Source organism: Devosia sp., assembly GCF_965229025.1.
GTDB lineage: Bacteria > Pseudomonadota > Alphaproteobacteria > Rhizobiales > Devosiaceae > Devosia_A.
Map to the genome: position 1 here is coordinate 1,630,862 of NZ_OZ245853.1, position 22,636 is coordinate 1,653,497.

At 63.6% G+C, this 22,636-nt stretch carries 24 protein-coding genes and 2 tRNA genes; 12 read left to right on the top strand and 14 right to left on the bottom strand.

What is annotated here, in order from left to right; translation table 11 throughout:
* Positions 1–45: 45 nt before the first annotated feature.
* A complete protein-coding gene (locus ACO06J_RS08115) occupies positions 46–657 on the bottom strand; it encodes a cold-shock protein (protein WP_421760195.1) in 612 nt (203 codons plus the stop codon).
* Positions 658–875: 218 nt separating this feature from the next.
* Between ACO06J_RS08115 and ACO06J_RS08120 the strand changes: the two genes are divergently transcribed.
* The 4 genes from ACO06J_RS08120 to ACO06J_RS08135 all read left to right on the top strand — a co-directional run bounded on the left by ACO06J_RS08120 (position 876) and on the right by ACO06J_RS08135 (position 2,187).
* Positions 876–1,295 carry a VOC family protein gene (locus tag ACO06J_RS08120; protein WP_421760196.1) on the top strand — a complete coding sequence of 140 codons (420 nt, stop codon included), beginning with the start codon at positions 876–878 and terminating at the stop codon, positions 1,293–1,295.
* Positions 1,296–1,413: 118 nt separating this feature from the next.
* Positions 1,414–1,866: a YcbK family protein gene (locus ACO06J_RS08125; protein WP_421760197.1), complete on the top strand. Its 453-nt coding sequence runs from the start codon at positions 1,414–1,416 to the stop codon at positions 1,864–1,866.
* 61 nt (positions 1,867–1,927) lie between these two features.
* Positions 1,928–2,002, top strand: a tRNA-Glu gene (locus ACO06J_RS08130).
* A 110-nt stretch (positions 2,003–2,112) separates the two neighbouring features.
* Positions 2,113–2,187: transfer RNA gene (locus ACO06J_RS08135), tRNA-Glu, on the top strand.
* Positions 2,188–2,261: 74 nt separating this feature from the next.
* Here ACO06J_RS08135 and ACO06J_RS08140 read toward each other — a convergent pair.
* The 5 genes from ACO06J_RS08140 to ligD are packed head-to-tail and all read right to left on the bottom strand — an operon-like array spanning position 2,262 to position 8,162.
* On the bottom strand, positions 2,262–3,041 hold the full coding sequence (locus tag ACO06J_RS08140; RefSeq protein ID WP_421760198.1) for an exodeoxyribonuclease III: 780 nt from the start codon (positions 3,039–3,041) through the stop codon (positions 2,262–2,264).
* Between the two features lie 4 nt (positions 3,042–3,045).
* On the bottom strand, positions 3,046–3,687 hold the full coding sequence (locus ACO06J_RS08145) for an alpha/beta family hydrolase (RefSeq protein ID WP_421760199.1): 642 nt from the start codon (positions 3,685–3,687) through the stop codon (positions 3,046–3,048).
* Positions 3,688–3,693: 6 nt separating this feature from the next.
* On the bottom strand, positions 3,694–4,773 hold the full coding sequence (locus ACO06J_RS08150; RefSeq protein WP_421760200.1) for a tetratricopeptide repeat protein: 1,080 nt from the start codon (positions 4,771–4,773) through the stop codon (positions 3,694–3,696).
* A gap of 8 nt (positions 4,774–4,781) precedes the next feature.
* Positions 4,782–5,696: a Ku protein gene (locus ACO06J_RS08155; RefSeq protein ID WP_421760201.1), complete on the bottom strand. Its 915-nt coding sequence runs from the start codon at positions 5,694–5,696 to the stop codon at positions 4,782–4,784.
* A 9-nt stretch (positions 5,697–5,705) separates the two neighbouring features.
* The gene (gene ligD / locus ACO06J_RS08160; RefSeq protein WP_421760202.1) at positions 5,706–8,162 is read right to left on the bottom strand and encodes a DNA ligase D; all 2,457 of its coding nucleotides are present in this window, start codon (positions 8,160–8,162) and stop codon (positions 5,706–5,708) included.
* Positions 8,163–8,240: 78 nt separating this feature from the next.
* On the opposite strand from ligD, the gene ACO06J_RS08165 reads away from it, so the two are divergent.
* From ACO06J_RS08165 to ACO06J_RS08175, 3 genes are all read left to right on the top strand, one after another.
* Entirely contained in the window at positions 8,241–8,603 is a 363-nt protein-coding gene (locus ACO06J_RS08165) for a RidA family protein (protein ID WP_421760203.1), read from the top strand.
* Between the two features lie 95 nt (positions 8,604–8,698).
* A complete protein-coding gene (locus ACO06J_RS08170; RefSeq protein ID WP_421760204.1) occupies positions 8,699–9,022 on the top strand; it encodes an ArsR/SmtB family transcription factor in 324 nt (107 codons plus the stop codon).
* 11 nt (positions 9,023–9,033) lie between these two features.
* Entirely contained in the window at positions 9,034–9,489 is a 456-nt protein-coding gene (locus tag ACO06J_RS08175) for an SRPBCC family protein (RefSeq protein ID WP_421760205.1), read from the top strand.
* A 9-nt stretch (positions 9,490–9,498) separates the two neighbouring features.
* Here the strand turns inward: ACO06J_RS08175 and ACO06J_RS08180 are convergent, their stop codons facing one another.
* The gene (locus ACO06J_RS08180; RefSeq protein WP_421760206.1) at positions 9,499–9,756 is read right to left on the bottom strand and encodes a hypothetical protein; all 258 of its coding nucleotides are present in this window, start codon (positions 9,754–9,756) and stop codon (positions 9,499–9,501) included.
* Positions 9,757–9,963: 207 nt separating this feature from the next.
* Here ACO06J_RS08180 and ACO06J_RS08185 point away from each other — a divergent pair, with 207 nt between their 5' ends.
* From ACO06J_RS08185 to ACO06J_RS08200, 4 genes are read left to right on the top strand one after another with little or no spacing between them, the layout of a single operon-like run.
* The gene (locus ACO06J_RS08185) at positions 9,964–10,545 is read left to right on the top strand and encodes a sigma-70 family RNA polymerase sigma factor (RefSeq protein ID WP_421760207.1); all 582 of its coding nucleotides are present in this window, start codon (positions 9,964–9,966) and stop codon (positions 10,543–10,545) included.
* Entirely contained in the window at positions 10,542–11,186 is a 645-nt protein-coding gene (locus ACO06J_RS08190) for a ChrR family anti-sigma-E factor (protein WP_421760208.1), read from the top strand. Before ACO06J_RS08185 ends, ACO06J_RS08190 begins: the two co-directional genes overlap by 4 nt.
* Positions 11,183–11,944: an SDR family NAD(P)-dependent oxidoreductase gene (locus ACO06J_RS08195; RefSeq protein ID WP_421760209.1), complete on the top strand. Its 762-nt coding sequence runs from the start codon at positions 11,183–11,185 to the stop codon at positions 11,942–11,944. Before ACO06J_RS08190 ends, ACO06J_RS08195 begins: the two co-directional genes overlap by 4 nt.
* A gap of 58 nt (positions 11,945–12,002) precedes the next feature.
* Positions 12,003–12,962 (top strand): nucleoside hydrolase, encoded by a 960-nt coding sequence (locus ACO06J_RS08200; protein WP_421760210.1) that lies wholly within the window; start codon positions 12,003–12,005, stop codon positions 12,960–12,962.
* A gap of 45 nt (positions 12,963–13,007) precedes the next feature.
* On the opposite strand, the gene ACO06J_RS08205 is transcribed toward ACO06J_RS08200, so the two are convergent.
* From ACO06J_RS08205 to recJ, 4 genes are all read right to left on the bottom strand, one after another.
* Positions 13,008–14,243, bottom strand: a complete 1,236-nt coding sequence (locus tag ACO06J_RS08205; protein ID WP_421760211.1) for a class I SAM-dependent methyltransferase — start codon at positions 14,241–14,243, stop codon at positions 13,008–13,010.
* Between the two features lie 118 nt (positions 14,244–14,361).
* Positions 14,362–15,174, bottom strand: coding sequence for a DUF1365 domain-containing protein (locus ACO06J_RS08210; protein ID WP_421760212.1), 813 nt, complete (start codon positions 15,172–15,174; stop codon positions 14,362–14,364).
* The gene (locus ACO06J_RS08215) at positions 15,159–16,502 is read right to left on the bottom strand and encodes an NAD(P)/FAD-dependent oxidoreductase (protein ID WP_421760213.1); all 1,344 of its coding nucleotides are present in this window, start codon (positions 16,500–16,502) and stop codon (positions 15,159–15,161) included. The genes ACO06J_RS08210 and ACO06J_RS08215 overlap by 16 nt, the downstream gene beginning before the upstream one ends.
* 58 nt (positions 16,503–16,560) lie before the next feature.
* Positions 16,561–18,357 carry a single-stranded-DNA-specific exonuclease RecJ gene (gene recJ / locus ACO06J_RS08220; protein WP_421760214.1) on the bottom strand — a complete coding sequence of 599 codons (1,797 nt, stop codon included), beginning with the start codon at positions 18,355–18,357 and terminating at the stop codon, positions 16,561–16,563.
* A gap of 158 nt (positions 18,358–18,515) precedes the next feature.
* Here recJ and ACO06J_RS08225 point away from each other — a divergent pair, with 158 nt between their 5' ends.
* Positions 18,516–19,448 (top strand): Tim44 domain-containing protein, encoded by a 933-nt coding sequence (locus ACO06J_RS08225; RefSeq protein WP_421760215.1) that lies wholly within the window; start codon positions 18,516–18,518, stop codon positions 19,446–19,448.
* Positions 19,449–19,500: 52 nt separating this feature from the next.
* Here the strand turns inward: ACO06J_RS08225 and ACO06J_RS08230 are convergent, their stop codons facing one another.
* From ACO06J_RS08230 to ACO06J_RS08240, 3 genes are all read right to left on the bottom strand, one after another.
* Complete coding sequence (locus ACO06J_RS08230; RefSeq protein ID WP_421760216.1) at positions 19,501–19,971, bottom strand: cupin domain-containing protein; 471 nt, start codon at positions 19,969–19,971, stop codon at positions 19,501–19,503.
* Between the two features lie 71 nt (positions 19,972–20,042).
* The gene (gene glpX, locus ACO06J_RS08235) at positions 20,043–21,026 is read right to left on the bottom strand and encodes a class II fructose-bisphosphatase (RefSeq protein ID WP_421760217.1); all 984 of its coding nucleotides are present in this window, start codon (positions 21,024–21,026) and stop codon (positions 20,043–20,045) included.
* Positions 21,027–21,058: 32 nt separating this feature from the next.
* Complete coding sequence (locus ACO06J_RS08240; protein ID WP_421762471.1) at positions 21,059–22,399, bottom strand: homoserine dehydrogenase; 1,341 nt, start codon at positions 22,397–22,399, stop codon at positions 21,059–21,061.
* Positions 22,400–22,636: the final 237 nt, after the last annotated feature.

Sequence of the window (22,636 nt, forward strand, 5' to 3'; positions counted from 1 at the left end):
GCCAATTCTGGCGCGCAAAGGGCGGCCTTGCGGCCGCCGCAGCGATCAGTGCGAAGACGGAGCGTCGCCCCAGCCGTCGGGACGGATTTCGGCAACCATCAAGCCCTTCGGGCCATTGCCGTAGCGCACCAGCACATACTGGCCGGGGCGCAGTTCGGTGATGCCGAAGCGGCGCAGGGTTTCCATGTGGACGAAGATATCCGGGGTGCCCTCGCCCGCTGAAAGGAAGCCGAAGCCGCGGATGCGGTTGAACCACTTGACCTCAAGCCGCTCCAGCTTCGAGGTCGGCTCCACGGTAACGTGTGTGCGCGGCGCCGGCATGGTGGCCGGGTGCTTGGCGGTGGAGTCATCCATGGAAACGATGCGGAAGGCTTGCAAGCCCCCTGGACGGGCCAGAGCCTCGACTACGATGCGGGAGCCCTCGTAGGCGGTCTGGTAGCCATCCCGCCTTAGGCAGGTCACGTGGAGCAGGACATCGGGGCGGCCGTCGTCCGGAACGATGAAGCCAAAGCCCTTGCCGACATCGAACCACTTGATGGCGCCGACAATTTCAATGACGTCCAGACCGGCGTCTTCACCCGCCGGATGGTTGTGATCAACGGACTCGTGCGCAAGCGCCCCGGGCCCGTCGCCCTCGGGATTGTATTTGGCCCCCATGCCTTTCAGCCTCTTCGTACTCGCCCCGCCGCTAGTCGGGGTACGCTACTTGAAATGCCACAATGGCCGATCCACGGGCAAAAGTTAAGGACTGGTTACCAAAATCGCAGCTCTTATACACTGCGAAAGCAAACATCGCGCCTTGCCCGGTTAGCGAACCCGGCTCTACAGTTCGCGCCCCGGGGTTGAGGCGCCGTCAGAGCACAAGAGGAAGCGCAATGAAGTATCTGCACACCATGGTGCGCGTCACCGATGTCGAGGCCAGCCTCAAGTTTTATCGCGACGGACTGGGACTTGAAGAGATCCGGCGCTCGGACAATGAAAAGGGCCGCTACACGCTGATCTTCCTCGCGCCCAAGGGGCAGCCCGATGCGCAGGTGGAGCTCACCTATAACTGGGACCCCGAGGTTTATACGGGCGGGCGCAATTTCGGCCACCTCGCCTATGGCGTCGAGAACATCTACGCGTTCTGTCAGCACCTGATGGACATGGGCGTAGTGATCAACCGGTCGCCGCGCGATGGGCGGATGGCGTTTGTGCGCTCCCCGGACAACATTTCGGTCGAGATCATCCAGGAAGGCGCGGCGCTGGCACCGGCCGAGCCATGGCTCTCGATGCCCAATATCGGCGCCTGGTAACGCCCCGTTCACCACGCGGCTTAGGCTGCGATTAGCCAAGAGTTTGTAGCGTCTCCAGCACGCATCGGCCGGGCAAGGCCGGTGCGCGGCCAGTTGTGGCCGGACGGGGACCTTGCGGATGATTCGACTGATCGTGGTGCTGTGCTGCGCCTCGCTGCTGAGCGGCTGTTTCTTTTTCGGCGACAGCAGCAGTCTCTATGGCGGCTATGGACAGCGGGCGGGGATGTATCTCGCGTCATCCGACGTCGACAATTCGTGCATTTCGCCCCGGCTGCGGTCGGCGCTCAATACGTTCGAGCAGCACTATGGCCGCAAGATCGTGCTCAATTCCGGCTATCGCGACCCGATCCGCAATATCATCGCGGGCGGCAAGGAGAGCAGCTACCACATGCGCTGCATGGCCGCGGATTTCTTCATTCCCGGCGTCAGCAAGCAGGAGCTGATCGCCTACGCCAAGCGAAATGGCGCGGTGGGCGGGCTGGGCTGCTATCCGGGCCACAACTATATCCATGTCGACGTGCGCGACCGTCCGCGCGGGGCGCGCCAGCCGGTGTTGTTTTCCGGGTGCTGAAAAGCACAAGATTTGCACTTGCCAGCTTTTGGGAAGCCCCCTATACGGTCCGCACCGCGAAGCGCCCTTCGTCTATCGGTTAGGACGGCACCCTTTCACGGTGCAGAGAGGGGTTCGACTCCCCTAGGGCGTACCAATCCCCAGCATAGGCTGGTATGATTGACGCGGTCGGCGTGATCGCTGATAGACTGTGGCTTCGGCCAGCGGCAGAAATGCCCAAGACATTGATGACTGCGACGGCTTAATGCGCCCTTCGTCTATCGGTTAGGACGGCACCCTCTCACGGTGCAGAGAGGGGTTCGACTCCCCTAGGGCGTACCAAGCCAAGTCAGGCTGCAATTTTCCAAGATTGAGACGCGAGCGCGCCGCACCGCGCCACCGTTGCTGTTGGTCTCTCACCTCCCCCGCTTCAAATCCACCCAGACCGGCGCGTGGTCGCTGGCTTCGGGTTCGCCGCGGACGTCGCGGTCGATACCGGCGGACTTGAGGCGTTTGGCGATCGAGGGGGAGAGCAGGACGTGGTCGAGGCGGAGGCCGGCGTTGCGGAGCCAGCGGTTCCGGCGGTAGTCCCAGAAGGTATAGAGCGTTTCATCCGGGTGCTTATGGCGCAGGGCGTCGGTCCAGCCTTGTCCGAGCAGCGTGGCGTAGCGGGCGCGGCTCGCGGGCTGGATGAGCGCGTTATCGTCGTAGGAGCGCGAGGGGTAGATGTCGCGCGGCTCGGGGACGATGTTGTAGTCGCCGGCGAGGATCACGGGGAGTTCGGTTTCGACGAGGCTCTCGGCATGGGCGATGAGCCTTTCGGTCCAGGCGAGCTTGTAGGTGAATTTGGGACCCGGCTGCGGATTGCCGTTGGGGGCGTAGAGCGAGGCGACGAGGATGCCGTTGACGGCGGCCTCGATGTAGCGCGCTTCGCGATCGGCGGGATCGCCCGGCAGTTCGTCATTGGTGAGGATCGGATCGAGCCCGCGCGCGAGGATGGCGACGCCGTTCCAACTGGTCTGGCCCTTCCAGACCGCGCCGTAGCCCGCGTCGGCCAAAGCGGCGCGGGGGAACTGGCGGTCTGTGGCTTTGAGTTCCTGCAGGCAGACGATATCGGGCTTGGTGGCGGCGAGCCAGGCGAGGAGGTTAGGCAGGCGCCGGGTGATGCCGTTGACGTTGAAGGTGGCGAGCTTCACCGGATCAGGGCGCGATGCGCGCGGCGAAAGCGGCGACCGCCTGGGCCATGGTCTTCAGATGCTGGGCGGCGGTGAAGCCTGAAATGGCCTTGCGCGGCTTCAGATCGTGGTCACCGTCTTCCATCCACAAGACCTCGATCTGGTCGGAGAGCCCATAGCCCGGCACCTCGTCGCTGGTGCCGAAGGGGTCGCGGGTGCCCTGGACGATGAGGGCGGGTGTGGTCATGCCGATGAGGTGTGCCGTGCGCAACTGTTCGGGCTTGCCGGGCGGATGGAAGGGGTAACCGAGGCAGACGAGGCCGGCGATTTCGCCTCGGGCATGAAGACCATCGGCGACCATGCTGGCAACGCGCCCGCCCATGGACTTGCCGCCGATGAGGAGCGGGCCTGCAACCGGGCCGAGGGCGGCGACGGCGGCGAGGAATTCGGGCATCACTTTTTCGGCCTTGGGCGGCGGCTTCGGCCCGGCCGGAGTGCGGCGGCTCGCCATATAGGCGAACTCGAAGCGGACGACGCGGATGCCTTCGGCGGCCAACGCGGCGGTGGCGGCGTTCATGGTGCCTGAGTCCATGGCCGCGCCGGCGCCGTGCGCGAGCAGCAGGGTGACGCGTGCGTCCTCCGGGCCATCAAAGAGAAAGTCGACCATAGCGCCCTACCCGGCTGATTTCCTGAGTTCGCGATCGGCGTAGGCAATGCCGCGGGTGGCGGTCTTGGCCCATTCGGAGGTCTGGTCGAGCTCGAGATAACGCAGCCACCAGCGGCGCGCGGCGGCGAGGTCGTGCTGGTCGTATTCGAGGGTCGCGAGATTATAGACCGCGTCGGCGTAGTCGGGATCGATGCGGAGCGCGGTTTCGAGGTGTTTCCGCGCAGCGGCGATCTTGCCCTCTTCGCGCAGGAGGCCCGCATAGTTGAACCACGCTTCGACGAATTCGGGGTCGCGCTTGATGGCGAGGATGTAGGCGGCGGCGGCCTCGGCGAGGTCGTGCGTATGCCTGAGGCAGTTGGCGCGGTTGAAGGCGGCGACGGAATCGTTGGGATCGATGGCGAGGCAGTGGCCGTAGAGCACCGCGGCTTCGGCAAAGAGCTCTGAGGCTTCGGCTGCTTCGGCGAGATCGAAATAGCTTTCGGATTCATCGCTGACCGCGTCGAGCGGCAGGAGCCGCTGGCCATCGAGTTCGAGGCGTGTGTCGCCGTCGAGGGCATGGATGCGGCTGGGTCCGCCCGGATGGAGCGACTTGGCGGTGAGCGAGGCGATGGGCCCGGAGCGATGCACTGAACGCACGATGGCGCCCCAACTGGCACCGCCCGCTATAAGTCCGGCATATTTGCGGGAGAGGATCAGATCGCGGAACGAGAAGGGTTCGAAATCGCGCTCGAAGGCATCAAAGAGTGCCAGGCGATCAAAGGTGATGGCATCGAGCCCGGACTGATCGAGCAGCGCCTGGCGGGTGAGGTTGGCGCTATCGGCGGCGGGCAGCAGGCCGAGGGTGCGGAGGAAGCCGTTCTCGCTCAGCAGCGTGACATGGGACTCGGCGAGCGCTCTCAGGCGGTGCTCGATTTCGGCGTCGGGCAGCTTGTCCAGCAGCGTCCGGCCGATCACGACGTTTTTGGTATGACGGGTGATACCACGGCGGAGCCGGCCGCCCTTTGATTGCAAAGCCCGCGCCGCCAGACGTCGCGGGAAAGCGCTGAGCGCTCCCACGATGCCGAAGGTGGTGTCGGGCTTCCGCATCGCGGCGATCAGGCTTTCTTTTTCGCCGCAGCGGGCTTGGCGGTGGATTTGGCAGCAGCGGCCTTCGAGGCCTCGACGGCTTCCTTCAGCGAGGGCTTCTTGGCAGCGGGCGCGGGTGCGTCGGCCTTGCTCTTGCTGGCGGCGGCGGGCTTGGCCTGGCCGAGGCTCGCCTTCAGCGCATCCATGAGGTTGACGACATTGCCACGCTCTGGAGCGGCGGCGATGATCGGCTTGTGACCCTTGAGCTTTTCGCGGATCATCTGCATCAGCGCCACTTCGTAGCGATCCTCATAGGCCTTGGGATCGAACTTGGTGACCTTCTGCTCGATCAGCTTTTCAGCGAGCTCAAGCATTTCCGCCTCGGGCTTGCCGACCGGGATATTGCCGAAATACTCGGCGGTGCCGCGCACTTCAGATGGGTTGCGCAGGGTGCAGACGAACATGCCGTTCTCGCGGGCACCGATGGTGACGACGCGCTCGCGGCTTGAAAGCACGAGGCGGGCGATGGCGAGCTTGCCGGAGCGGCGCATCGCCTCGCGGAGGACCACGAAGGTCTCCTCGGCCATGGCGCCGTCGGGCGCGAGATAATAGGGCGCGTCCTGGTAGATGACGTCGACCTCGTCCTCGTTGACGAAGGCCTCGATGTTCATGGTGTGGCTGGATTCGATCCGCACGGCCTCAAGATCAGCGTCATCAATGATGATGTACTGCTTGTCTTCGTACTCGTAGCCCTTGACCAGATCGGACCGCTCGACCAACCCCAGTTCGGGATCGACCGGCTTCATGTTGATGCGGTTGTGCGTATCCTTGTGGAGCTGATTGAAGCTGATGCGCTCCGACGTGCTGGTTGCCGGGAACATCTTGACCGGGCAACTGACCAGACTGAGCTTGATATAGCCCTTCCAGCTTGCTCTTGGTGCCATCTTCGCCTCCTACGCGCGGATACTTCGACCTGACTTCGATGATGCAGGTAGATCCCGAGCTGACTGGTTAATTTCGGCCCACGGATCGCCTGACGTGGTTAAAAGTCCCGGAAGGGTAGAATAGTTCAAATCTTCCGGAGCGTCGATGGATTCAAGGTCCCGCCAGTCGAGCGGGGTGGAGGCCGGCAGGTTGGTGCGCGCCCTGAGCGAATAGGGTGAGACGGCGGTGGCACTGCGGGCATTGCGGTGAATATCGATCAGGATCCGGCGCTTGCGGTTCTTCTCGCCGATCACCGTGACGAAGGTCGAGGGCGCCGTGGCGGCCAGCGCAGTGGCGATATCGCCGGTGGCCGCGTGCACCTGCTTCCAGGTGAGCTTGGACTTGATCGGGACCACCAGGTGCAGGCCCTTGCCGCCCGAGGTTTTGATGAAGGGGACGAGGCCCATGGTTTCGAGCCCGGCCTTGATGTGGACCGCCGCCTCGACGATTTCGCGCCAGGCGATCCCCTCGCCCGGATCGAGATCGAAGGTCACGCGGTCGGGCTTTTCGAGGTGCTTGAGGTGGGTGCCCCAGGCGTGGAACTCGACGACGCCGAATTGCGCCAGCGCGAGATAGCCGCGGGCGTCCTCGACAGTGAGGTAGGTGCGGTCTTCCTCGTCGGAGTTCTGCGTTTCGAAGACATTGATGGTGGGCGGCATGCCCTTGAAGGCGTGGCGCTGGAAGAAGCAGTCCTCCGGTTTGCCGGTGGGGCAGCGGACAAGGGACACCGGCCGGTTGAACAGATGCGGCAGCATATAGTCGCCGACGGCCGCGTAGTAGACCGCGATATCCAGCTTTGTCGGGCCGGATTTGCCGAAAATGCGGCGGTTCGGGTTGGTCACGAAGATCGAGGCGAGGTCGGCATCGGTAACCAGACGCTTACGCGCGGGACCGACAGGCGTTGAGAGCGCTGCCTCGCGCAGGCCCTTGAACACGGCGTGGCGCAGTGCGTTATCGGTGGTGCGGGTGGCGTAATGGATATGCGCCTTGTGGACAGGGCGGACCCAGACGATGTCCCTGGGCGCACCATCGAGCGCCACGGCCCCTTCTTCCAGGGGTTCGAGGCGCTGCAGCAGCATGGGGATGGCTTTGGCGTCAAAGCCGGTGCCGACCTTGCCGCGATACTGCAGCTCGCCATCGACCCATTCCCCCAGCGCCAGGGCGCCGAGCCCGCCATTGGAGGGGGATCTGGTGTAGCCAGCGATGACGAAATCGTCGACGTTGAGGGCCTTGGTCTTGGTCCAGGTGGTGGTTCGGCCTGAGACATAGGTGGAGGATGCGCGCTTCGAGACGATGCCTTCGAGGCCGATCTCGGAGGCGCGCTCGAAGAGCCCTGCTCCATCGCCTTCTACATGATCGCTGTACTGGATGGCCGAGCGGGGCGTGGTGTGACCGGCGAATAACTGCTCGAGGAGGAGCTTGCGCTGTTCGAGTGGGGCGGCGCGAAGGTCCCAGCCGTCGAGGTAGAGGAGGTCGAAGGCGTAGAACACCAGTTGCTCGCCAGCGCCGGACGAGAGCGCGTCCTGCAGTGCGGCGAAGCGGGAGATGCCCTTGTCGTCGAGGACGACGATCTCGCCGTCGATCACCGCCTGCTTGCAGCCGAGTGCTTTGAAGGCGGTAGGCAGGGTGCCGTAGCGATGGGTCCAGTCGAGTCCGCTGCGGGTGAACATGGCCGTGCTGGCGCCGTCGATACGGATCAGGGTGCGGTAGCCGTCGAACTTGATTTCGTGCAGCCAGTCGTCGCCCGCGGGTGGCGCGGCGCTGGGGCTGGCGAGCTGAGGTTCGAGACCATCGGGGATTGGGCCCGCGACGGCGCCTTTGAGTTTTGCAGGCAGCAGCTTTGCTGCGCGGGGCTTCTTCGGAGTGACCAGTTCCTCGATGCGGCGCCCGGTTTTGACGCTTTCGGGGCGTGTGGCGAGGATATCGATACTCGTGTCGGCCGACTGGTCGTGCTCCTTGAAGAGTATCCAGCCGACCTTCTCCTCCCCCGCTCTGGGCTTGAGGCGGGCGAGCATCCAGCCGCCTTTGAGCTTTTCGCCCCAGAGCCGGAACTTGAAGGCGCCGGTGCGGAGGCTTTCCTCGGGGTCGCCCATCGGAGCCCAGGTGCCGGTGTCCCAGACGATCATCGGGCCGCCGCCGTACTCGCCTTCGGGGATGACGCCTTCGAAATCGATGTAGTCGAGCGGGTGATCCTCAGTTTCGGCAGCGAAGCGTTTTTCGGCGGGGTTGAGCGACGGGCCCTTCGGAACGGCCCAGCTCTTGAGGACGCCGCCCAGTTCGAGCCGCAGATCGTAATGGTCGGCGGTGGCGGAGTGCTTGTGGACGACGAAACGATTGCCCCCGGGCTCCGCCTCGACGCCGGCCGGTTCGCTGGTGCGGGCGAAATCGCGCTTGCCCCGGTAGGTGCGGAGTTTTTCGTTGGCCATGGCGAAACTATCGAGGAATGGCGGCGGGAAATCAAATAGCGTGGCGGCTTCTCACCGCATCAACTGGAGCCCTGCCCCGTGACCCGCATTCCCTTTGGCCCGCCGATCGACCTGCCGCTGACCCATGCCATCGGAACCGAGGACTTTGTGTTCGTGACGGGCCAGGTGGGATCGCGCCCGGATGGCTCGTATCCGGACGATATGGCGGTGCAGACGCGGGTGGCGCTGGAGAAGATGGGGGCGTTGCTGGCCGCTGCTGGCAGCTCGTTTGACAAGGTGGTCAAGACCACCGTCTTCATCACCAACATCGAGGAATTCGCTGAGATGAACGCGGTCTACAGGACGTTTTTCCCCAACGTACCGCCAGCGCGATCGACGATTGGCTGCAAGCTGGTGGATGCGGGCGCCAGGGTGGAAATCGAGGCGATAGCGCTGCGATAGGTCGCATTCAGTTAAGGGGCGCCTTAAGCTATTGACGGCGATCCGATAGCGATATACTTAAGGCTATGCTTAACCAAAGCGACCCACTTGACCAGATGTTCCAGGCTCTTGCCGACCCGACGCGACGCCGGATCGTCGAACGGCTGACGCGGGGCACGGCCACTGTCAGTGAACTGGCGGAGCCCTTCGCCATGTCGCTGCCGGCGGTTGTGCAGCATTTGCAGGTGCTGGAGCAGAGCGGGCTCGTCACGTCAAAGAAGGTGGGGCGGGTCAGGACCTGCACCATCGACACCGCCGCGCTGAGCCAGGCGGAAAAGTGGATCAATGACCGCCGGGTCGGCTGGGAACAGCGATTGGACCGGCTGGGGGCGTTTCTGGATGCCCTGCCCGACGGCGAGACGCCGACTGTAGAGACCTAGAGGAAGCCATCATGACCGACCGCTCAATCGTCCACGGCACTTTCACCGTGGAACGCACGTTCTCCCACGCTCCGGCCAAGGTGTTCTTGGCCTGGTCCAACCCTGAGCACAAGCGGCAGTGGTTCGGCTCGCCGGATCCGGCCAACCCGACCAATGTGTTCGAGTTCAAGGTGGGTGGGCGTGAGTACAATGCCGCCACGATGGGCAACGACGCCTTCACCTTCGACGTGCGCTACCAGGACATCGTTCCTGATAACCGCATCGTCTACACCTACGAGATGACGATGAACGGCAAGCGGATTTCGGTGTCGCTGGCGACAGTCGAGCTGTTCACTGCTGGAGCGGGGACGCGGATGGTGGTGCGTGAGGACGGAGCTTTCCTCGATGGTCTCGATCAGCCCAAGCAGCGCGAAGATGGGACCAACTACCTCATGGACCAGTTGGGCGCCTATCTCGACCGTTCGTAACAGCCAGACCTAGCCGGCTACGCGCCGCGGGACGAAGCTGGCTTCCCCGCCCTTGTCGTGGGCACTCGACCAGATGACCCAGTACTTGCCGGCTGCATCGGGCACGAGAACTTCGCTCTCACGGCCGCTATGCGCCTGGAAACGTGCCATCGAGCGGGCTTCGAGGGCAGCATTTTCGCGCGAAGTGAACGGGCCGAAAGCTTTGCCCTCGAGATCAACCCACCAGTTATCCTGACTAAGTAGAACCAGGTAGAGCGCTTTTGCCATGCGTGGTTACTCCGTCCGACTACAATTTAGACTATACCGATTCCGCATGCGCTCGCTCTGCGTTTTCGTTTCGCACAAACGGCTGGCTTGACGAAAGACTGCACAACGCCGCAGGCTGAAAAGCAATCCTGGCTTTGATGATCCGGATCGCCCGTACCCCCGTAAGACACTTCGCAGGGCACGGAGCAAACGATGCATGCAATAGTGATGGGCAACGCGGTGACTTCACCTGGACCTGATCCAACCGCAGACGATCCTGCCGAACTTGTTCGTCGGGTGGCAGAGTCGCGCGACCGCGCGGCGCTGACGGCGCTTTTCAGCCTGTTTGCTCCGCGGCTGAAAGCGATGTTGCTCAGGCTTGGCCTCGAAGGCACGCAGGCGGAAGATCTCTGCCAGGAAGCGTTGCTGACGGTGTGGCGGAAAGCGCATCTCTATTCGCCGGAAAAAGGCGCGGTGAGCACCTGGATTTTCACCATCGCCCGCAACCTGCGGATCGACCTGCTGCGGCGCCAATCCAGCCGCCCGTATGTCGACCTCGAGGGCATTGAGGTGGCGAGTGACTCGCCGCTTGGTTCGACCTTGGTCGAGCAGAGCCAGGTGGTGTCGCGGGTCACACAGGCACTGTCGGCACTGCCCGATGAACAACGTGAAGTGGTGCGCCTGAGCTTTGTTGAAGAGCTGGCGCACTCGGAAATCGCAGAGCGGATCGGAATCCCGCTCGGCACAGTGAAATCGCGGATGCGCCTTGCCTATGACAGGCTGCGGCCGCTGCTGGAGGACTTGCATTGACGATCGCGTTCCACCCGGACATCGCGACCCTGATGGCGTTTTCGGCCGGGTCTCTTGAAGAGCCCTATGCCGTCGTGGTGTCGACCCATATCGCGATGTGCGAGGCCTGCCGCGAGCAGGTCAAGCGCACCGACCTGATTGGCGGCGCGCTGCTCGCGGCTGAGCCCAAGGCTGCAATGTCAGATGGCGCTCTTGATCGGCTAACCGCTGCGCTGGATGCTGCCGATGTAGCTCCTGTGCCAGTAGCGCCAAGTAGTACCGTCCCCGCACCGGTTGCCCGTTACCTGCCCGATGGCATTGACGGCATCCGATGGCGGTTCTCCGGTCCCGGCGTGGCGGTTGCAGACCTGCCCTCCAGCAAGACGGCAAAGGGGCGGCTGATGCTGCTCAAGGTTGCCGCGGGGCGCAAGGTGCCCGAGCATAGTCACGGCGGGCAGGAACTCACCTTGATCCTGCGCGGCGCCTATCGTGATCGCTTCGGGGTGTTTGCGACTGGTGATATTGCCGACCATGACGAAGACGTGGAGCACCAGCCGATCGCAGAGCCCGGCGAGGATTGTATCTGCCTCGTCGCAGTGGACGCAAAGCTCAGCTTCCGCAGCCGGCTCGTGCGGACCCTGCAACCCCTGTTTGGTCTGTGATCACCCCACCGGGCGTTGCCTGGATCATCGGCGGCGGGTCAGGCATCGGTGCAGCAATGGCTCTGCAACTCGCCCAGGCGGGCTGGATGGTGGCGATCTCGGGTCGCCGCATCGAGCGCCTCAATGAGGTTGCGGCGAAATCGAGCAGGATCAAGCCTTTTCAGCTCGATGTGACTGACATCGCGGCGATCGAGGAAGCTGTCACGCGCGTTGCGAGCCAATTCGGCCGCATCGACTTATTCGTGTTCGGCGCCGCCGCATGGCAGCCTTCGCGGCTCGCCGACTACGATTTCGAAGGCTTTCACGCACTGGTTGACACCAACCTTCTGGGTTTTGTGCGGATGGCCAACCCACTGGTACGGCAGATGGAGCGCCAGGAGGGTGGCGGACAAATCGCAGTGATCGCCTCAGTGGCCGGCTATTTCGGCCTGCCGCGCGCGGCCGCTTACAATGCCACCAAAGGGGCGCTGATCAACCTGCTGCAGACCATGCGCACTGAACTCAAGCCCAAGCGCATCAGGGTGCGGATGCTGGCGCCAGGGTTCTTCAAGTCCGAGCTTACGGCCAAGAACGATTTTCCGATGCCGTTCCTGATGGAAACCGACGCGGCAGCCAAGCGCGCGATCGATGGGCTGTTGCGGTCCGAGCGCTTCGAGATCGCCTTCCCGCGTCGGCTGGCATGGCCAATGAAGCTGTTGCGGATGCTGCCTTATCCGGTGTTTTTCTCGATCACCGACAAGATGATGCCCAAGCCGTAGCGACGCGGTGGAAGTCTGTGCCAGACTGGGGGTCCCGAAGCTGTTGGACCCCTTCTAGATGCCCAAACTCAAAGTGATTTACGATACTGATCCTGGCGTCGATGACGCCATGGCCCTGCTGCTCATTGCGCGGCACCCTGACATTGAACTGGTCGGCGTCACCACTTGCTTCGGCAATGGAACGATCGAGACGACCACTCGAAATGCGCTGTTCCTCAAGCAGCAGCTGGGGTTTGGCGCGCCGGTGGCGCGCGGCGCGCCAAAGCCCCTGGTGGGCGAAGCTGACCCGCCACCGACCTTTGTGCATGGCATGAACGGCATGGGCGATATCGACCTGCCGGCGATCACCACTGCGCTGGACCCACGCCCTGCGCATCAGTTGATCATCGATCTGGTGCGGGCCGAACCCGGCGCCATTACGATCATTGCCGTGGGGCGGATGACCAACCTGGCGCTGGCTCTCGAAGCCGACCCGGAGATCACCGGACTGGTCAAAGAGATCGTGGTGATGGGTGGCGCATTCGGCCGCAATGGGCACACGGGCAATGTGACGCCGGTGGCGGAGGCCAATATCTGGGGCGATGCCACGGCGGCCGATATTGTCTTTGGCGCCTCATGGCCGGTTGCAATCGTCGGGCTCGATGTGACGCAGCAGACGATCATGAGCGAGGCGTACCTCGCGCGCTTTGCTGTCGAGGCTGGCGAGGACGGGAAGTTCGTGCGGGCAATCTCGGCGTTCTACCAGGACTTCCACCGCCAGAGTTCCGGCCTCGAAGGCATCTACACCCACGATTCGAGCGCGGTGTTCTACGCGCTGCACCCTGAGTTCTATGAGACGGAGCGCGGCGCGATCCGGGTGGTGACCGAGGGTATTGCTATCGGTCAGACGATCATCAAGCCGGAGGGGACCAACTACCCGCCGGGCGCCTGGGACAACCGGCCGATGCAGACGATCTGCGTAGGCGTCAACGCGGACGCCGTGCTGGAGCTCTACCGGACAACCATGGCGTCGCGCTGAACGGCAAACGCCCCTCCCGCGGCCTTACGTTAGGCCGCGGGCTACTCAAGCTGGACGGCGGTACTGGTAGATTCCGACGTCGATCGAGCCTTCGGCAAAGCCCGCTTCGCAATAGCTGAGGTAATAGACCCACTTGCGGCGGAACTCTTCGGAATAGCCGAGCTTCTTGATCTCCTGCCAGCGCTCCAGGAAGCGCTCGCGCCAGAGCTTCAGCGTTTTGGCGTAGCTGAGGCGGAACAGGTCGACGTTTTCGAGCACCAGTCCCACACGATCGCCCTGCTCTTTCATGGCCGACTTGGTCAGCAGCATGCCGCCGGGGAAGATGAAACGCTGGATGAAATCGGGGCGGGCGCGATAGTCGTCGAAATCGTTCTCGTGGATGGTGATGGCCTGGATGGCGGCGGTGCCACCGGGCTTCAGGCGATCATGCACGGTCTGGAAATAGCTCGGCCAGTGCTCCTCGCCCACCGCTTCGATCATTTCGATCGAGGCGACGTGGTCGTAGCTGCCGGTGGTATCGCGATAATCCTCGAAGTGCATGACGGCGCGGTCGTCGAGACCCTGACGTGCCAGGCGCTCGTTGGCATATTTGAGCTGCTCGGCCGAGAGCGTGATGCCGTGGACGCTGGCGTTGAAATCCTTGGCCGCAGTTTCGGCAAACCCGCCCCAGCCGCAACCGATCTCAAGCACTGCATCGCCCGGCTTGACGCCTGCCATTTCGGCGACGCGACGGTATTTGACATACTGGGCGTCCTGCAGCGTCTGATCGTTGGAGGTGAAGATGGCCGACGAGTAGGTCATCGAGGGGTCGAGCCACTCCGAATAGAAATCGTTGCCGAGGTCGTAGTGCTCGGAAATGTTCTTCTTGGAACCCTCTTTCGAGTTGTGGCGCGACATGTGGTAAGCGATGTCGTGCGCCGCCCGGCCGTACCAGCTGCGCTCGGAATTATCGAGCACCTCGCGGTTCTGTAGAAAGTAGCGGAACAGCGCGGTGAGATCGTCGATTTCGACGTCACCATCGATGTAGGACTGCGCAAAGCCGACGGTGCCGCGCCGGATGGTGTTGATCAGCACCCGGAAGTTGCGCAGCGTGATCTCGGCATGTTCGCCCGTCTCGGGAGAGCCGAAAGTGCGGCTCTTGCCATTGGGAAGAACAATAGTGACAGCGCCGTGCTTGGGGCGGCCTACCAGGCGCTCCCCCACAAACTCGGCGATGCCCGACATGATGTGGGTCCACAGCGACGGCGCTGAAGCCCTGGGTTCGACAGCAAGCTTATCCATTACCCAACATTCCAGACTACAGCGGGATTGCGCTTCGTTGAATCGCACTCCCGCTCTAAACGTTTGTTTTGTCACGAGATCGAACCGGAAAAGTCTGCAACTTTTCCTGATCTCGCTCCTAGCGGCTCGTTGCCCGCGAGCCGGTGAGAGAGCGGCGGAGCCAGAGGGTCAGGGGCACTCCCTTGAGCCACAGCAGCAGCGCTTCCCAATGAATACCTGACAGTACTTTAGCCGCCATAAGTGGATATGCAAGCATCAGTTTCAAGAGCCGCCGGTCGGTCAGAGGACTTCTCTCGCCCTCGAAATAGGCCGTGAGAACCGGCCCGTCACCAGTGGTCAGAACGATGCCGGTAAAGACCGACTCGGTCGGCGGTCGGATGGAGAAGCGATAGGAGCCCTCAAGAGTATTGAAGGGCGAAACGTAGAAGGCCTTTTTGGCGGAATGTGCCTTGAGCGCATCTTCGCCAACGAGCGGCACGTCGTAGAAGTGATGTTCGCCGAATGTGTTGTGCACCTCGTAGATCATCATAGCGGTCTCGCCTGCGGCGTTCTCGATGAAATAGACAGTTAGCGGGTTGAAGGCGTGGCCGAAGATGCGCGGGTATGCGAGCATGCGAACGCGCCCAACATTGCCAACTCCGGAGGCAGCCGCCCGGCGGCGGATGAAGGCGGCGATTGAGCTGCCGTCGTGCGGGCCAAAGTCTTTCTCGAACAGCGAGAAGACGTTCAACCGGTTGAGCGAGAAGAGCTTCAGCGCGGTGTCGAGTTCTGCCAGCCGGTCCAGGTCCACCAGCATCGAAAAGACGCGATAGCGGAGGCTATGACGTTTGGGGCGGGCGCGCTTGTGCACCACGTCACCCTCGTAGATCGCGCCAGGCGAGGCGAGCGCGGCCCCGCCGCTGTGGACTGGCTTGTCTACTCTGCCGCCCATTTGAGGTGCTCCTCGCCAGCCCAGTTGTGGGCAATGCGGTCGCGGGCGCGCCCCACGGACCAGGGCCGCTCAAGACCGCCGATACGTTCGGCGACTTCGAGCCCCGATTGCAGGCCGTCCTCGTGGAAACCGTAACCGAGCCAGGCACCGGAGAACCAGGTCGCGTTGCGACCCTGGATGCGCCAGAAGTCGCCCTGCGCGGCAATGGCGGCAGCGTCAAACACCGGATGATCGTACATCACGTCATATTGCACCGAGCCGGGTGCGAAATCATGGCCGGGGTTAAGGGTCACGAAAATGTCGGTCTTGGTGGCGAGGGGCTGCAGCTTGTTCATCCAGTAGCTGAGGCTCAACTGCGCCTCGCCGGTCGCCTCGTCCCGCAGATAGTTCCAGGCGCTCCACAGGCGCTTGCGGCGCGGCATGAAGCGCTTGTCGGTGTGCAGCACGGCGCGATTGGGAGTGAAGCGGAAGGCACCGAGGAGACGGCGCTCTTCCGGGGATGAGTCGCCCAGGAGGCGCAGGGCTTCATCGGCGTGACAGGCGAACACCACATGATCGAAGTGCCGACGGGAGCCGTCTTCAAACGTGAGCTCAGCGCCTAGTGGGCCGCGGATGACCCGCGCAATCTGGGCGTTGGTGCGGGTCTCTATGTCCGCATCATCGAGCAGGCGCGACACGTATTGCTGCGCTCCGCCCGTCACGGTGCGCCAGAGCGGACGCTCGTTGACCTTGACCTCAAGCAGGCCGTGGTTGGCGAAAAAGGCGATGAAGCTCTTGGCGGGGAATTCCAGCATGGTCCGCGCCGGGGTCGACCAGATCGCCGATGAGATCGGCAGGATGTGATCTTCGACGAAGACGCGTGAGTAGCCGAACTTGCTGAGGAACTCGCCTATGGTCATCTCGTCGCTGATGCCATTGGCCTGTGTCTCGGCCTCGCGGAAGAAGCGGAGGATATCGCCAACGAGTTTCCAGTGCTCCGGGCGAATGATGTTGCGGCGCTGGCCGAAGAGACCATTCAGGTGCTCGCCACAATACTCCATCCGGCCGGCCTCGACCGATACGGCAAATCCCATCGACGAACGGGAGGTCTCGACGCCGAGATGTGAAAAAAGCGCACAGAGGTTGCCGTAGTTCTGCTCGTTGAAAACGATGAAGCCGGTATCAACCGCGACCGGTCCTTCGGGCATGTTGGCGATGACGGTGTTGGTGTGCCCTCCGATCCGCCCGCTCTTTTCGAATAGCGTCACATTTGAGGTGCGGGACAAGAGCCAGGCGGCCGAAAGGCCGGAAATTCCAGATCCGATGATGGCGATGGTGGCAGGCGTCATGCGGATAGAAATCCCCCGTTTTCGAGATACTTACGCCTCCAGCAACGGGTTGGATCAGCTAGAAGTTTCGCGGTATCGCGGCGTCGACGGCCCGAAACTGCACTTCTTCCCGGCCCTGCCAGTGATTGAGGGTCAGGTTTCCTGCCAGATGCAGCGGCCTGTCGTTGCCTCCTCCCAGAAGCACCTCTCCAAGTGCAGTGTTTGCAGCTCGAAAAGCAATGCCCTTGAGCCGCGCGCCGTCTTCGGAGGTCAAGACGAACTTGACGTGCCCACCCGCGCCGACCACTTCGGCGAACTTGGCGCGGTGCGCGGGGAAGGCAAAAACCGGCTGCGGGCTGCCGGAACCGAAGGGCCCTGCCCGCTCGATTTCCTGCACCAGCTTGGTGGTGGCGCCGCGTGCGGTGATGGCCGCGTCGATGGCGAGGTCGGTCAGGGCACGCGCGGCTGAAACGCTAGCGCCAAGGACTTCGGTAACATGAGTGCGGAATGGGCCGAGCTGGCCGGGCTTGAGCGTGACCCCCGCGGCCATGGCGTGGCCGCCGCCCTTGGCGGCAATGCCGAGGTCCACGGCCGCGATGACGGCGGAGCCAAGGTCTACGCCCGGCATGGAGCGCCCGGAACCGGTGCCGGTGCCGTCAGGAGCCAGCGCAATGGCGAAGGTGGGACGCTCGAAGCGTTCGCGGAGGCGCGCCGCGATCAGCCCGACGACGCCGGGGTGCCAGTTGGCTGAGGCGAGCACCAGAACGGGCGGGCCCTCGCCGTTGCCAATCTCGGCTTCGGCGACCTGCGTTGCTTCCTCCACCGCCTCGACTTCGATGCGCTGGCGTTCGCTGTTGAGCTCATCGAGTTGCGCCGCGATCAGCATGGCCTGCTGCTCATCGTCGAGGGTGAGGAGGCGCGTGCCAAGGGCTGCATCGCCGATGCGGCCGCCGGCGTTGATGCGCGGGCCGATCAGGAAGCCCAGATGGTAAGGATTGAGTGGGCCGCTGATGCGCGCGGCAAGACCGAGGGCCGCGATCCCACGGTTTTTGCCCTCACGCGCCACCTCCAGCCCTCGGGCGACGAAGGCGCGGTTGAGGCCTTTGAGCGGGACCACGTCGCAGACGGTGGCGAGGGCGACCAGATCAATCATGCCCATCAGATCCGGCAGACCCGCGACGCCGCGCTGACGCAGCAGGCGGTTGGTCGCGACCAGAACCATGAATGTAACGCCGGCGGCGCAGAGGTAGCCGAGGCCCGAGATGTCATCGGGCCGGTTGGGATTGACCAGAGCGGTCGCTGGCGGCAGTTCAGCGTCCGACAGGTGGTGGTCGATCACCAGCACATCGAGGCCGCGCTCGCGGGCATGGGCGATGGGTCCGTCGCTGGTGGTGCCGCAGTCGAGCGTGATAAGGAGCTCGGCGCCGCCATCGACCAGCTTGTCGATGGCACCGATATTGGGGCCGTAGCCTTCAAATATGCGGTCCGGGATATGGACCTGGGGTGAGAGGCCGAAATGGTCGAGGTAGCGTGCCATCAAGGCAGAGGAGCAGGCGCCATCCACGTCGTAGTCACCGAACATTGCCACCGCTTCGTGGCTGGCGATGGCCATGGCGAGGCGCTCTGCAAGCTTGTCCATATCGGCGAGGGTCGACGGGTCGGGCATCAATTCGCGGATGGTGGGCTGGAGATAGGACTCCGCCGCCTCGGGGGCCACTCCGCGCGCGGCCACGATGCGGGCGAGAATTTCGGACAGGCCGGTGCGCTGGCCGATAGCGAGCGCGGCGCGCTGGGCGGCTGCATCGAGCCGATCGGTCCAGGCGCGGCCGAGCACTGACTGCGATACGTCGAGAAAGTTGGCGCGCGGCTCATTCATCGCCCGGGAGCTAAGCAGAATGGACGGCATAGTCGAGGGGCAAGGGAAGGTTTTCCCGTCAGGGTCGCCAGACTTAATCGGACATGGAGGGCTTGCGAGGTCTAAAATCTCGCCAACAGGTCCCCATATATCGGCTCATGTTCAACACGGGGACGACAATGTTCGCATCACGGGGCTTCAAACTGACGGCCCTTCTTGCCAGCCTGGTCATGGCCTTTTCCATGGTGGCGGTCGATACGGCCGAGGCGCGCCGCGGCGGCAGCTTTGGCAGCCGGGGCTTCAACACTCAGCGGGTCATCCCCGCGACGCCGACCTCGCCCAAGGCCACAGCGCCGGTCGAGCGCACGATGACCAATGGCACGACCCGCAATAACGGCCTCGCCAGCACGCCTGCCCGTCCGTCCCTGTTCGGCGGCTTCGGCGGCGCGCTGCTCGGCGGCCTGCTGTTCAGCGGGTTGTTCGGGATGATGTTCGGTTACGGTTTTGGTGGCTTCGGCGGCATGCTGGCGCTGTTGGTGCAGCTTGTCGTGGTGGGCCTGATCATCAACTGGTTCTTCCGCCGCCGTCAGGCAGCGACAGCTGGCGGCGCTCCGCTCAACAGCTACCAGATGGGCAGCGGGTCATCGGCCGGCGCCTCAACTGGCGCCGGCCCGCGCTCCAGCGCGTCGCGCAGGGCGGGTGGACGGGACCAGGTCGGGATCACCGACCGGGATCTCAGTCTGTTCGAGACGCGGCTCGCTGAGTTGCAGGACGCCTACTCGCGGGAAGACTATGCCGCGCTGCGGCGGATCACGACGCCCGAAGTGATGGGCTATCTTGCCGAAGAACTGGGCGCCAACGCCTCGCGCGGCGTGCGCAACGAGGTGTTCGACGTCAAGCTGCTGGAAGGCGACGTGGCCGAATCCTGGCGTGAAGGCAACCGGGCTTTTGCCACGGTGGCGATGCGCTACGAATCTCGCGACATTACGCGCAATCGTGCCACGGGCGAGATCGTGGCGGGTGACGACCGCGTAACGCCGATGACCGAGATCTGGACTTTCGTACGCGATGGCAACGGCCCCTGGCTGGTCAGCGCCATCCAGGAAGCCTGATCAAGGCTGAAAAACAATTGGGCTCCCGAGATCGTCTCGGGAGCCCTTTTCTTTAGTCGGCCCGGAGCGGTGGCCCGACGACTTCCATGCCGTGCTGGCGGCTCAGGATCTTGAACTCTTCTGAAAGCGGATGCGGGGAGCCGCCCGAAAAGAACGCCTCCATGGTGCCCGCCGGCTGGAACGCGACCATCAGCCGCCCGGTCTCGCTGCGATTGACGAAGGCGTGCGAAATCTTGCGCGGCCCGAAGATCGAGTCACCCGGGCCAAGGTCATAAGCCTGGTCGCCGATCTGGAACAGAAACCGCCCCTCCTCAACAAAGAACCACTCGTCCTGTTCGTGATGCAGATGCAGCGGCGGGCCGCCGCGACCCAGGCGGATCGTATCGATGACACAGAGCGCGCCACCGGTGTCGCGGCCCGATATCTTCAGGTCGAATCGGCCGTTCAGAAAGCTTACCGGCGCAAGAAACCGGTCCTCATCGTGGCGCACCACGAATGGGGCCACCTCGCTATCGATGTTCATCGTCTGGCCCTCCGCCAGCCTTGACTATGTCAGGCGTAGCGGCGGGCACGCAATGCCAGCAAGCGCTTATGCTAGCGGCGGTGTTCCGCCGTGATCCAGCGGACCGTCTGGCTCCAGGAGCGCATGACAACCGTATTGGTGCTGACAGAGCCCTTCCGGTAGCGGACGCCCTGGAGCAGGCTACCATCTGTGACGCCGGTGGCGGCAAAGAGCACATCGCCTGAGGCGAGTTCGTTGACCGCGTATTTTCGATTGGGATCGGTGATGCCCATGCGACGGGCGCGCTCGCGCTTGTCGTCGCTGTCTAGGATTAGTTTGCCTTGCATCTGCCCTCCGATGCAGCGCAGCGCTGCTGCAGCCAGCACACCCTCGGGCGCGCCACCGGAGCCGAGGTAGATATCGATGCCGGTATCTTCGGTGTTCACCGCATGAATGATGCCGGCGATGTCACCATCGGAGATGAGTTTGATGGCAACGCCTGCTGTGCGCAGGTCATCGATCAACTGCGCATGGCGCGGGCGATCGAGAACGCAGGCGGTGATCTCGTGCACCGGCACGCCCTTGGCCTTGGCGAGCGCGTTAACGTTCTGCATGGCGCTCTGGTCGAGATCTACTAGGCCGGCCGGGTAGCCTGAGCCGATGGCGATCTTGTGCATGTAGACGTCCGGAGCATTCAGCAGCCCGCCGCGTTCGGCCATCGCCAGCACGCAGATCGAATCCGGCTGGTTCTTGGCGCACAGTGTCGTGCCCTCGAGCGGGTCGACGGCGATATCGACGGCGGGGCCGTCGCCCGCGCCAACTTCCTCGCCGATAAAGAGCATCGGCGCCTCGTCGCGCTCGCCTTCGCCGATGACGATGCGGCCCTCGATGTGAACCTGGCCCATCTCGGCACGCATCGCCTCGACGGCAGCGGCATCAGCAGCCTTTTCGTCGCCCTTGCCGCGCCACTCGGCGGCGGCGAGTGCAGCAGCTTCGGTGACGCGCACCAGTTCGAGTGTGAGGCTGCGATCGATCGCGGCCTGGCGTTGATCGCTTTCGGACTTGTTGAGCTTCATCAATCCCCCTGCCCCGCCGCAGGGGACTTGGACTAGAGTTGTTCGATCCGGATCATTTGCGGATCGCCGACAGTGAACCCGTCGCCCGCGATCCGCGCAAGTGCGTCGCGAACAGTCTGCTCCATGGTGGAGTGCGTGAGCAGCACCACCGTGCGGGTTTCGACGCCCGCCGCGGCCGGATCGCTAACACGCAAATCCGGACGCTGGATGACACTCTCGAGCGAAATGCCCGCTTCACCCATACGAGAAGCAATAGCTGCTAAAGCCCCGGGCACATCCTTGGCATTTAGTCGGATGTAGTAGCCGCCTTCATGGGCGCGCATCGGCGCCTGGCGGTAGGGCGTGAGTTCGGCGCTCGGCACGCCCAGCGGCGGCACGCGTGTGCCGCGGGCGATGTCGAGAATATCGGACAGAACCGAGGACGCCGTGGGCGGTCCGCCGGCACCGGGACCGGAGAGCAGCAGTTCATGCACGTGGTCGGTTTCAAGCGCGACTGCGTTGAGCACGCCATCGACGCCGGCAATTGCCGAGGTCTTTTTCACCAGGGTGGGATGCACGCGCTGGTCGATACCGTCGGCCGAGCGCTGGGCAATGCCGAGCAGCTTGATCTTGTACCCAAGGTCTCCTGCGACCTTGATATCGGCCTGGCTGATCGAGGTGATGCCTTCGACGAAGATTTCGTCGGGCGCGATTTCACAGCCGAAGCAGAGGCTCGCGAGGATGGCGAGCTTGTGGGCGGTATCAAAGCCCTCGACGTCGAAGGCGGGATCCGCCTCGGCATAGCCCAAAGCCTGCGCGTCCTTGAGGCAATCGGCAAAGCTGATGCCCTCGTTGCCCATGCGGCTGAGGATGTAATTGCAGGTGCCGTTCATGATGCCATAGACGCGGGCGATCCGCGCGGAGCCCAGGCCCTCGCGCAGCGTCTTGATCACCGGAATGCCGCCCGCCACCGCCGCCTCGAAGCCGAGCTGTGCGCCCGATTCCTCGGCCAGTTTGGCCAGCGCCACGCCGTGCCGGGCGAGCAGCGCCTTGTTGGCGGTGACCACCGGGCGACCGATTTCCAGGGCCGCCTTGACGGCCGCAAGGGCGGGACCATCTTCGCCGCCGATCAGTTCGACGAACAAATCAATGCCATCGGATTTGGCCAGCGCCACCGGATCGTCGAACCACTCGAGTTCCGAAGCGTCGATGCCGCGGTCCCGGCTGCGTGAGCGGGCACAGACGGCGGTGACAACGATCTTGCGGCCGAGCTTGCGGTTGAGCTCCAGCCCGTCCTTCTGGATGATGCGCACCAGCGTGGCGCCGACGTTGCCGAGACCGGCGACGCCGATCCTGAGCGGCGCCTCGAGCGCGGCGTCGGCATGCTCCTGCATCTGCTTGAGAATGCGGGTACGGGTATCGGAACGCGGCTCGCGGCCCTCGCGCAGGTCAAAAACGAAGAGCGGATCGCCAGCGATGGTGCGTCCAAAGCGGGTCGGGGTCCAGCCGCGGGCGGCGATAAAGGATTCGACGGCTTGGCGGAAGGACTGGATATCGCTCATGAAAAAAGCTCTCGGACAGGGTCCGAGAGCTATGAATAGGAAGTGGCCTACGCGTCAATAGGAGAGTTG

Bases quoted from the DNA above. Each gene is read 5' to 3' on its own strand.
- ACO06J_RS08115 (WP_421760195.1), bottom strand. From the start codon at position 657: ATGGGGGCCAAATACAATCCCGAGGGCGACGGGCCCGGGGCGCTTGCG.
- ACO06J_RS08120 (WP_421760196.1), top strand. From the start codon at position 876: ATGAAGTATCTGCACACCATGGTGCGCGTCACCGATGTCGAGGCCAGC.
- ACO06J_RS08125 (WP_421760197.1), top strand. From the start codon at position 1,414: ATGATTCGACTGATCGTGGTGCTGTGCTGCGCCTCGCTGCTGAGCGGC.
- ACO06J_RS08145 (WP_421760199.1), bottom strand. From the start codon at position 3,687: ATGGTCGACTTTCTCTTTGATGGCCCGGAGGACGCACGCGTCACCCTG.
- ACO06J_RS08150 (WP_421760200.1), bottom strand. From the start codon at position 4,773: ATGCGGAAGCCCGACACCACCTTCGGCATCGTGGGAGCGCTCAGCGCT.
- ACO06J_RS08155 (WP_421760201.1), bottom strand. From the start codon at position 5,696: ATGGCACCAAGAGCAAGCTGGAAGGGCTATATCAAGCTCAGTCTGGTC.
- ligD (WP_421760202.1), bottom strand. From the start codon at position 8,162: ATGGCCAACGAAAAACTCCGCACCTACCGGGGCAAGCGCGATTTCGCC.
- ACO06J_RS08170 (WP_421760204.1), top strand. From the start codon at position 8,699: ATGTTCCAGGCTCTTGCCGACCCGACGCGACGCCGGATCGTCGAACGG.
- ACO06J_RS08175 (WP_421760205.1), top strand. From the start codon at position 9,034: ATGACCGACCGCTCAATCGTCCACGGCACTTTCACCGTGGAACGCACG.
- ACO06J_RS08180 (WP_421760206.1), bottom strand. From the start codon at position 9,756: ATGGCAAAAGCGCTCTACCTGGTTCTACTTAGTCAGGATAACTGGTGG.
- ACO06J_RS08185 (WP_421760207.1), top strand. From the start codon at position 9,964: ATGGGCAACGCGGTGACTTCACCTGGACCTGATCCAACCGCAGACGAT.
- ACO06J_RS08200 (WP_421760210.1), top strand. From the start codon at position 12,003: ATGCCCAAACTCAAAGTGATTTACGATACTGATCCTGGCGTCGATGAC.
- ACO06J_RS08205 (WP_421760211.1), bottom strand. From the start codon at position 14,243: ATGGATAAGCTTGCTGTCGAACCCAGGGCTTCAGCGCCGTCGCTGTGG.
- ACO06J_RS08210 (WP_421760212.1), bottom strand. From the start codon at position 15,174: ATGGGCGGCAGAGTAGACAAGCCAGTCCACAGCGGCGGGGCCGCGCTC.
- ACO06J_RS08215 (WP_421760213.1), bottom strand. From the start codon at position 16,502: ATGACGCCTGCCACCATCGCCATCATCGGATCTGGAATTTCCGGCCTT.
- recJ (WP_421760214.1), bottom strand. From the start codon at position 18,357: ATGAATGAGCCGCGCGCCAACTTTCTCGACGTATCGCAGTCAGTGCTC.
- ACO06J_RS08225 (WP_421760215.1), top strand. From the start codon at position 18,516: ATGTTCGCATCACGGGGCTTCAAACTGACGGCCCTTCTTGCCAGCCTG.
- ACO06J_RS08230 (WP_421760216.1), bottom strand. From the start codon at position 19,971: ATGAACATCGATAGCGAGGTGGCCCCATTCGTGGTGCGCCACGATGAG.
- glpX (WP_421760217.1), bottom strand. From the start codon at position 21,026: ATGAAGCTCAACAAGTCCGAAAGCGATCAACGCCAGGCCGCGATCGAT.
- ACO06J_RS08240 (WP_421762471.1), bottom strand. From the start codon at position 22,399: ATGCAGGAGCATGCCGACGCCGCGCTCGAGGCGCCGCTCAGGATCGGC.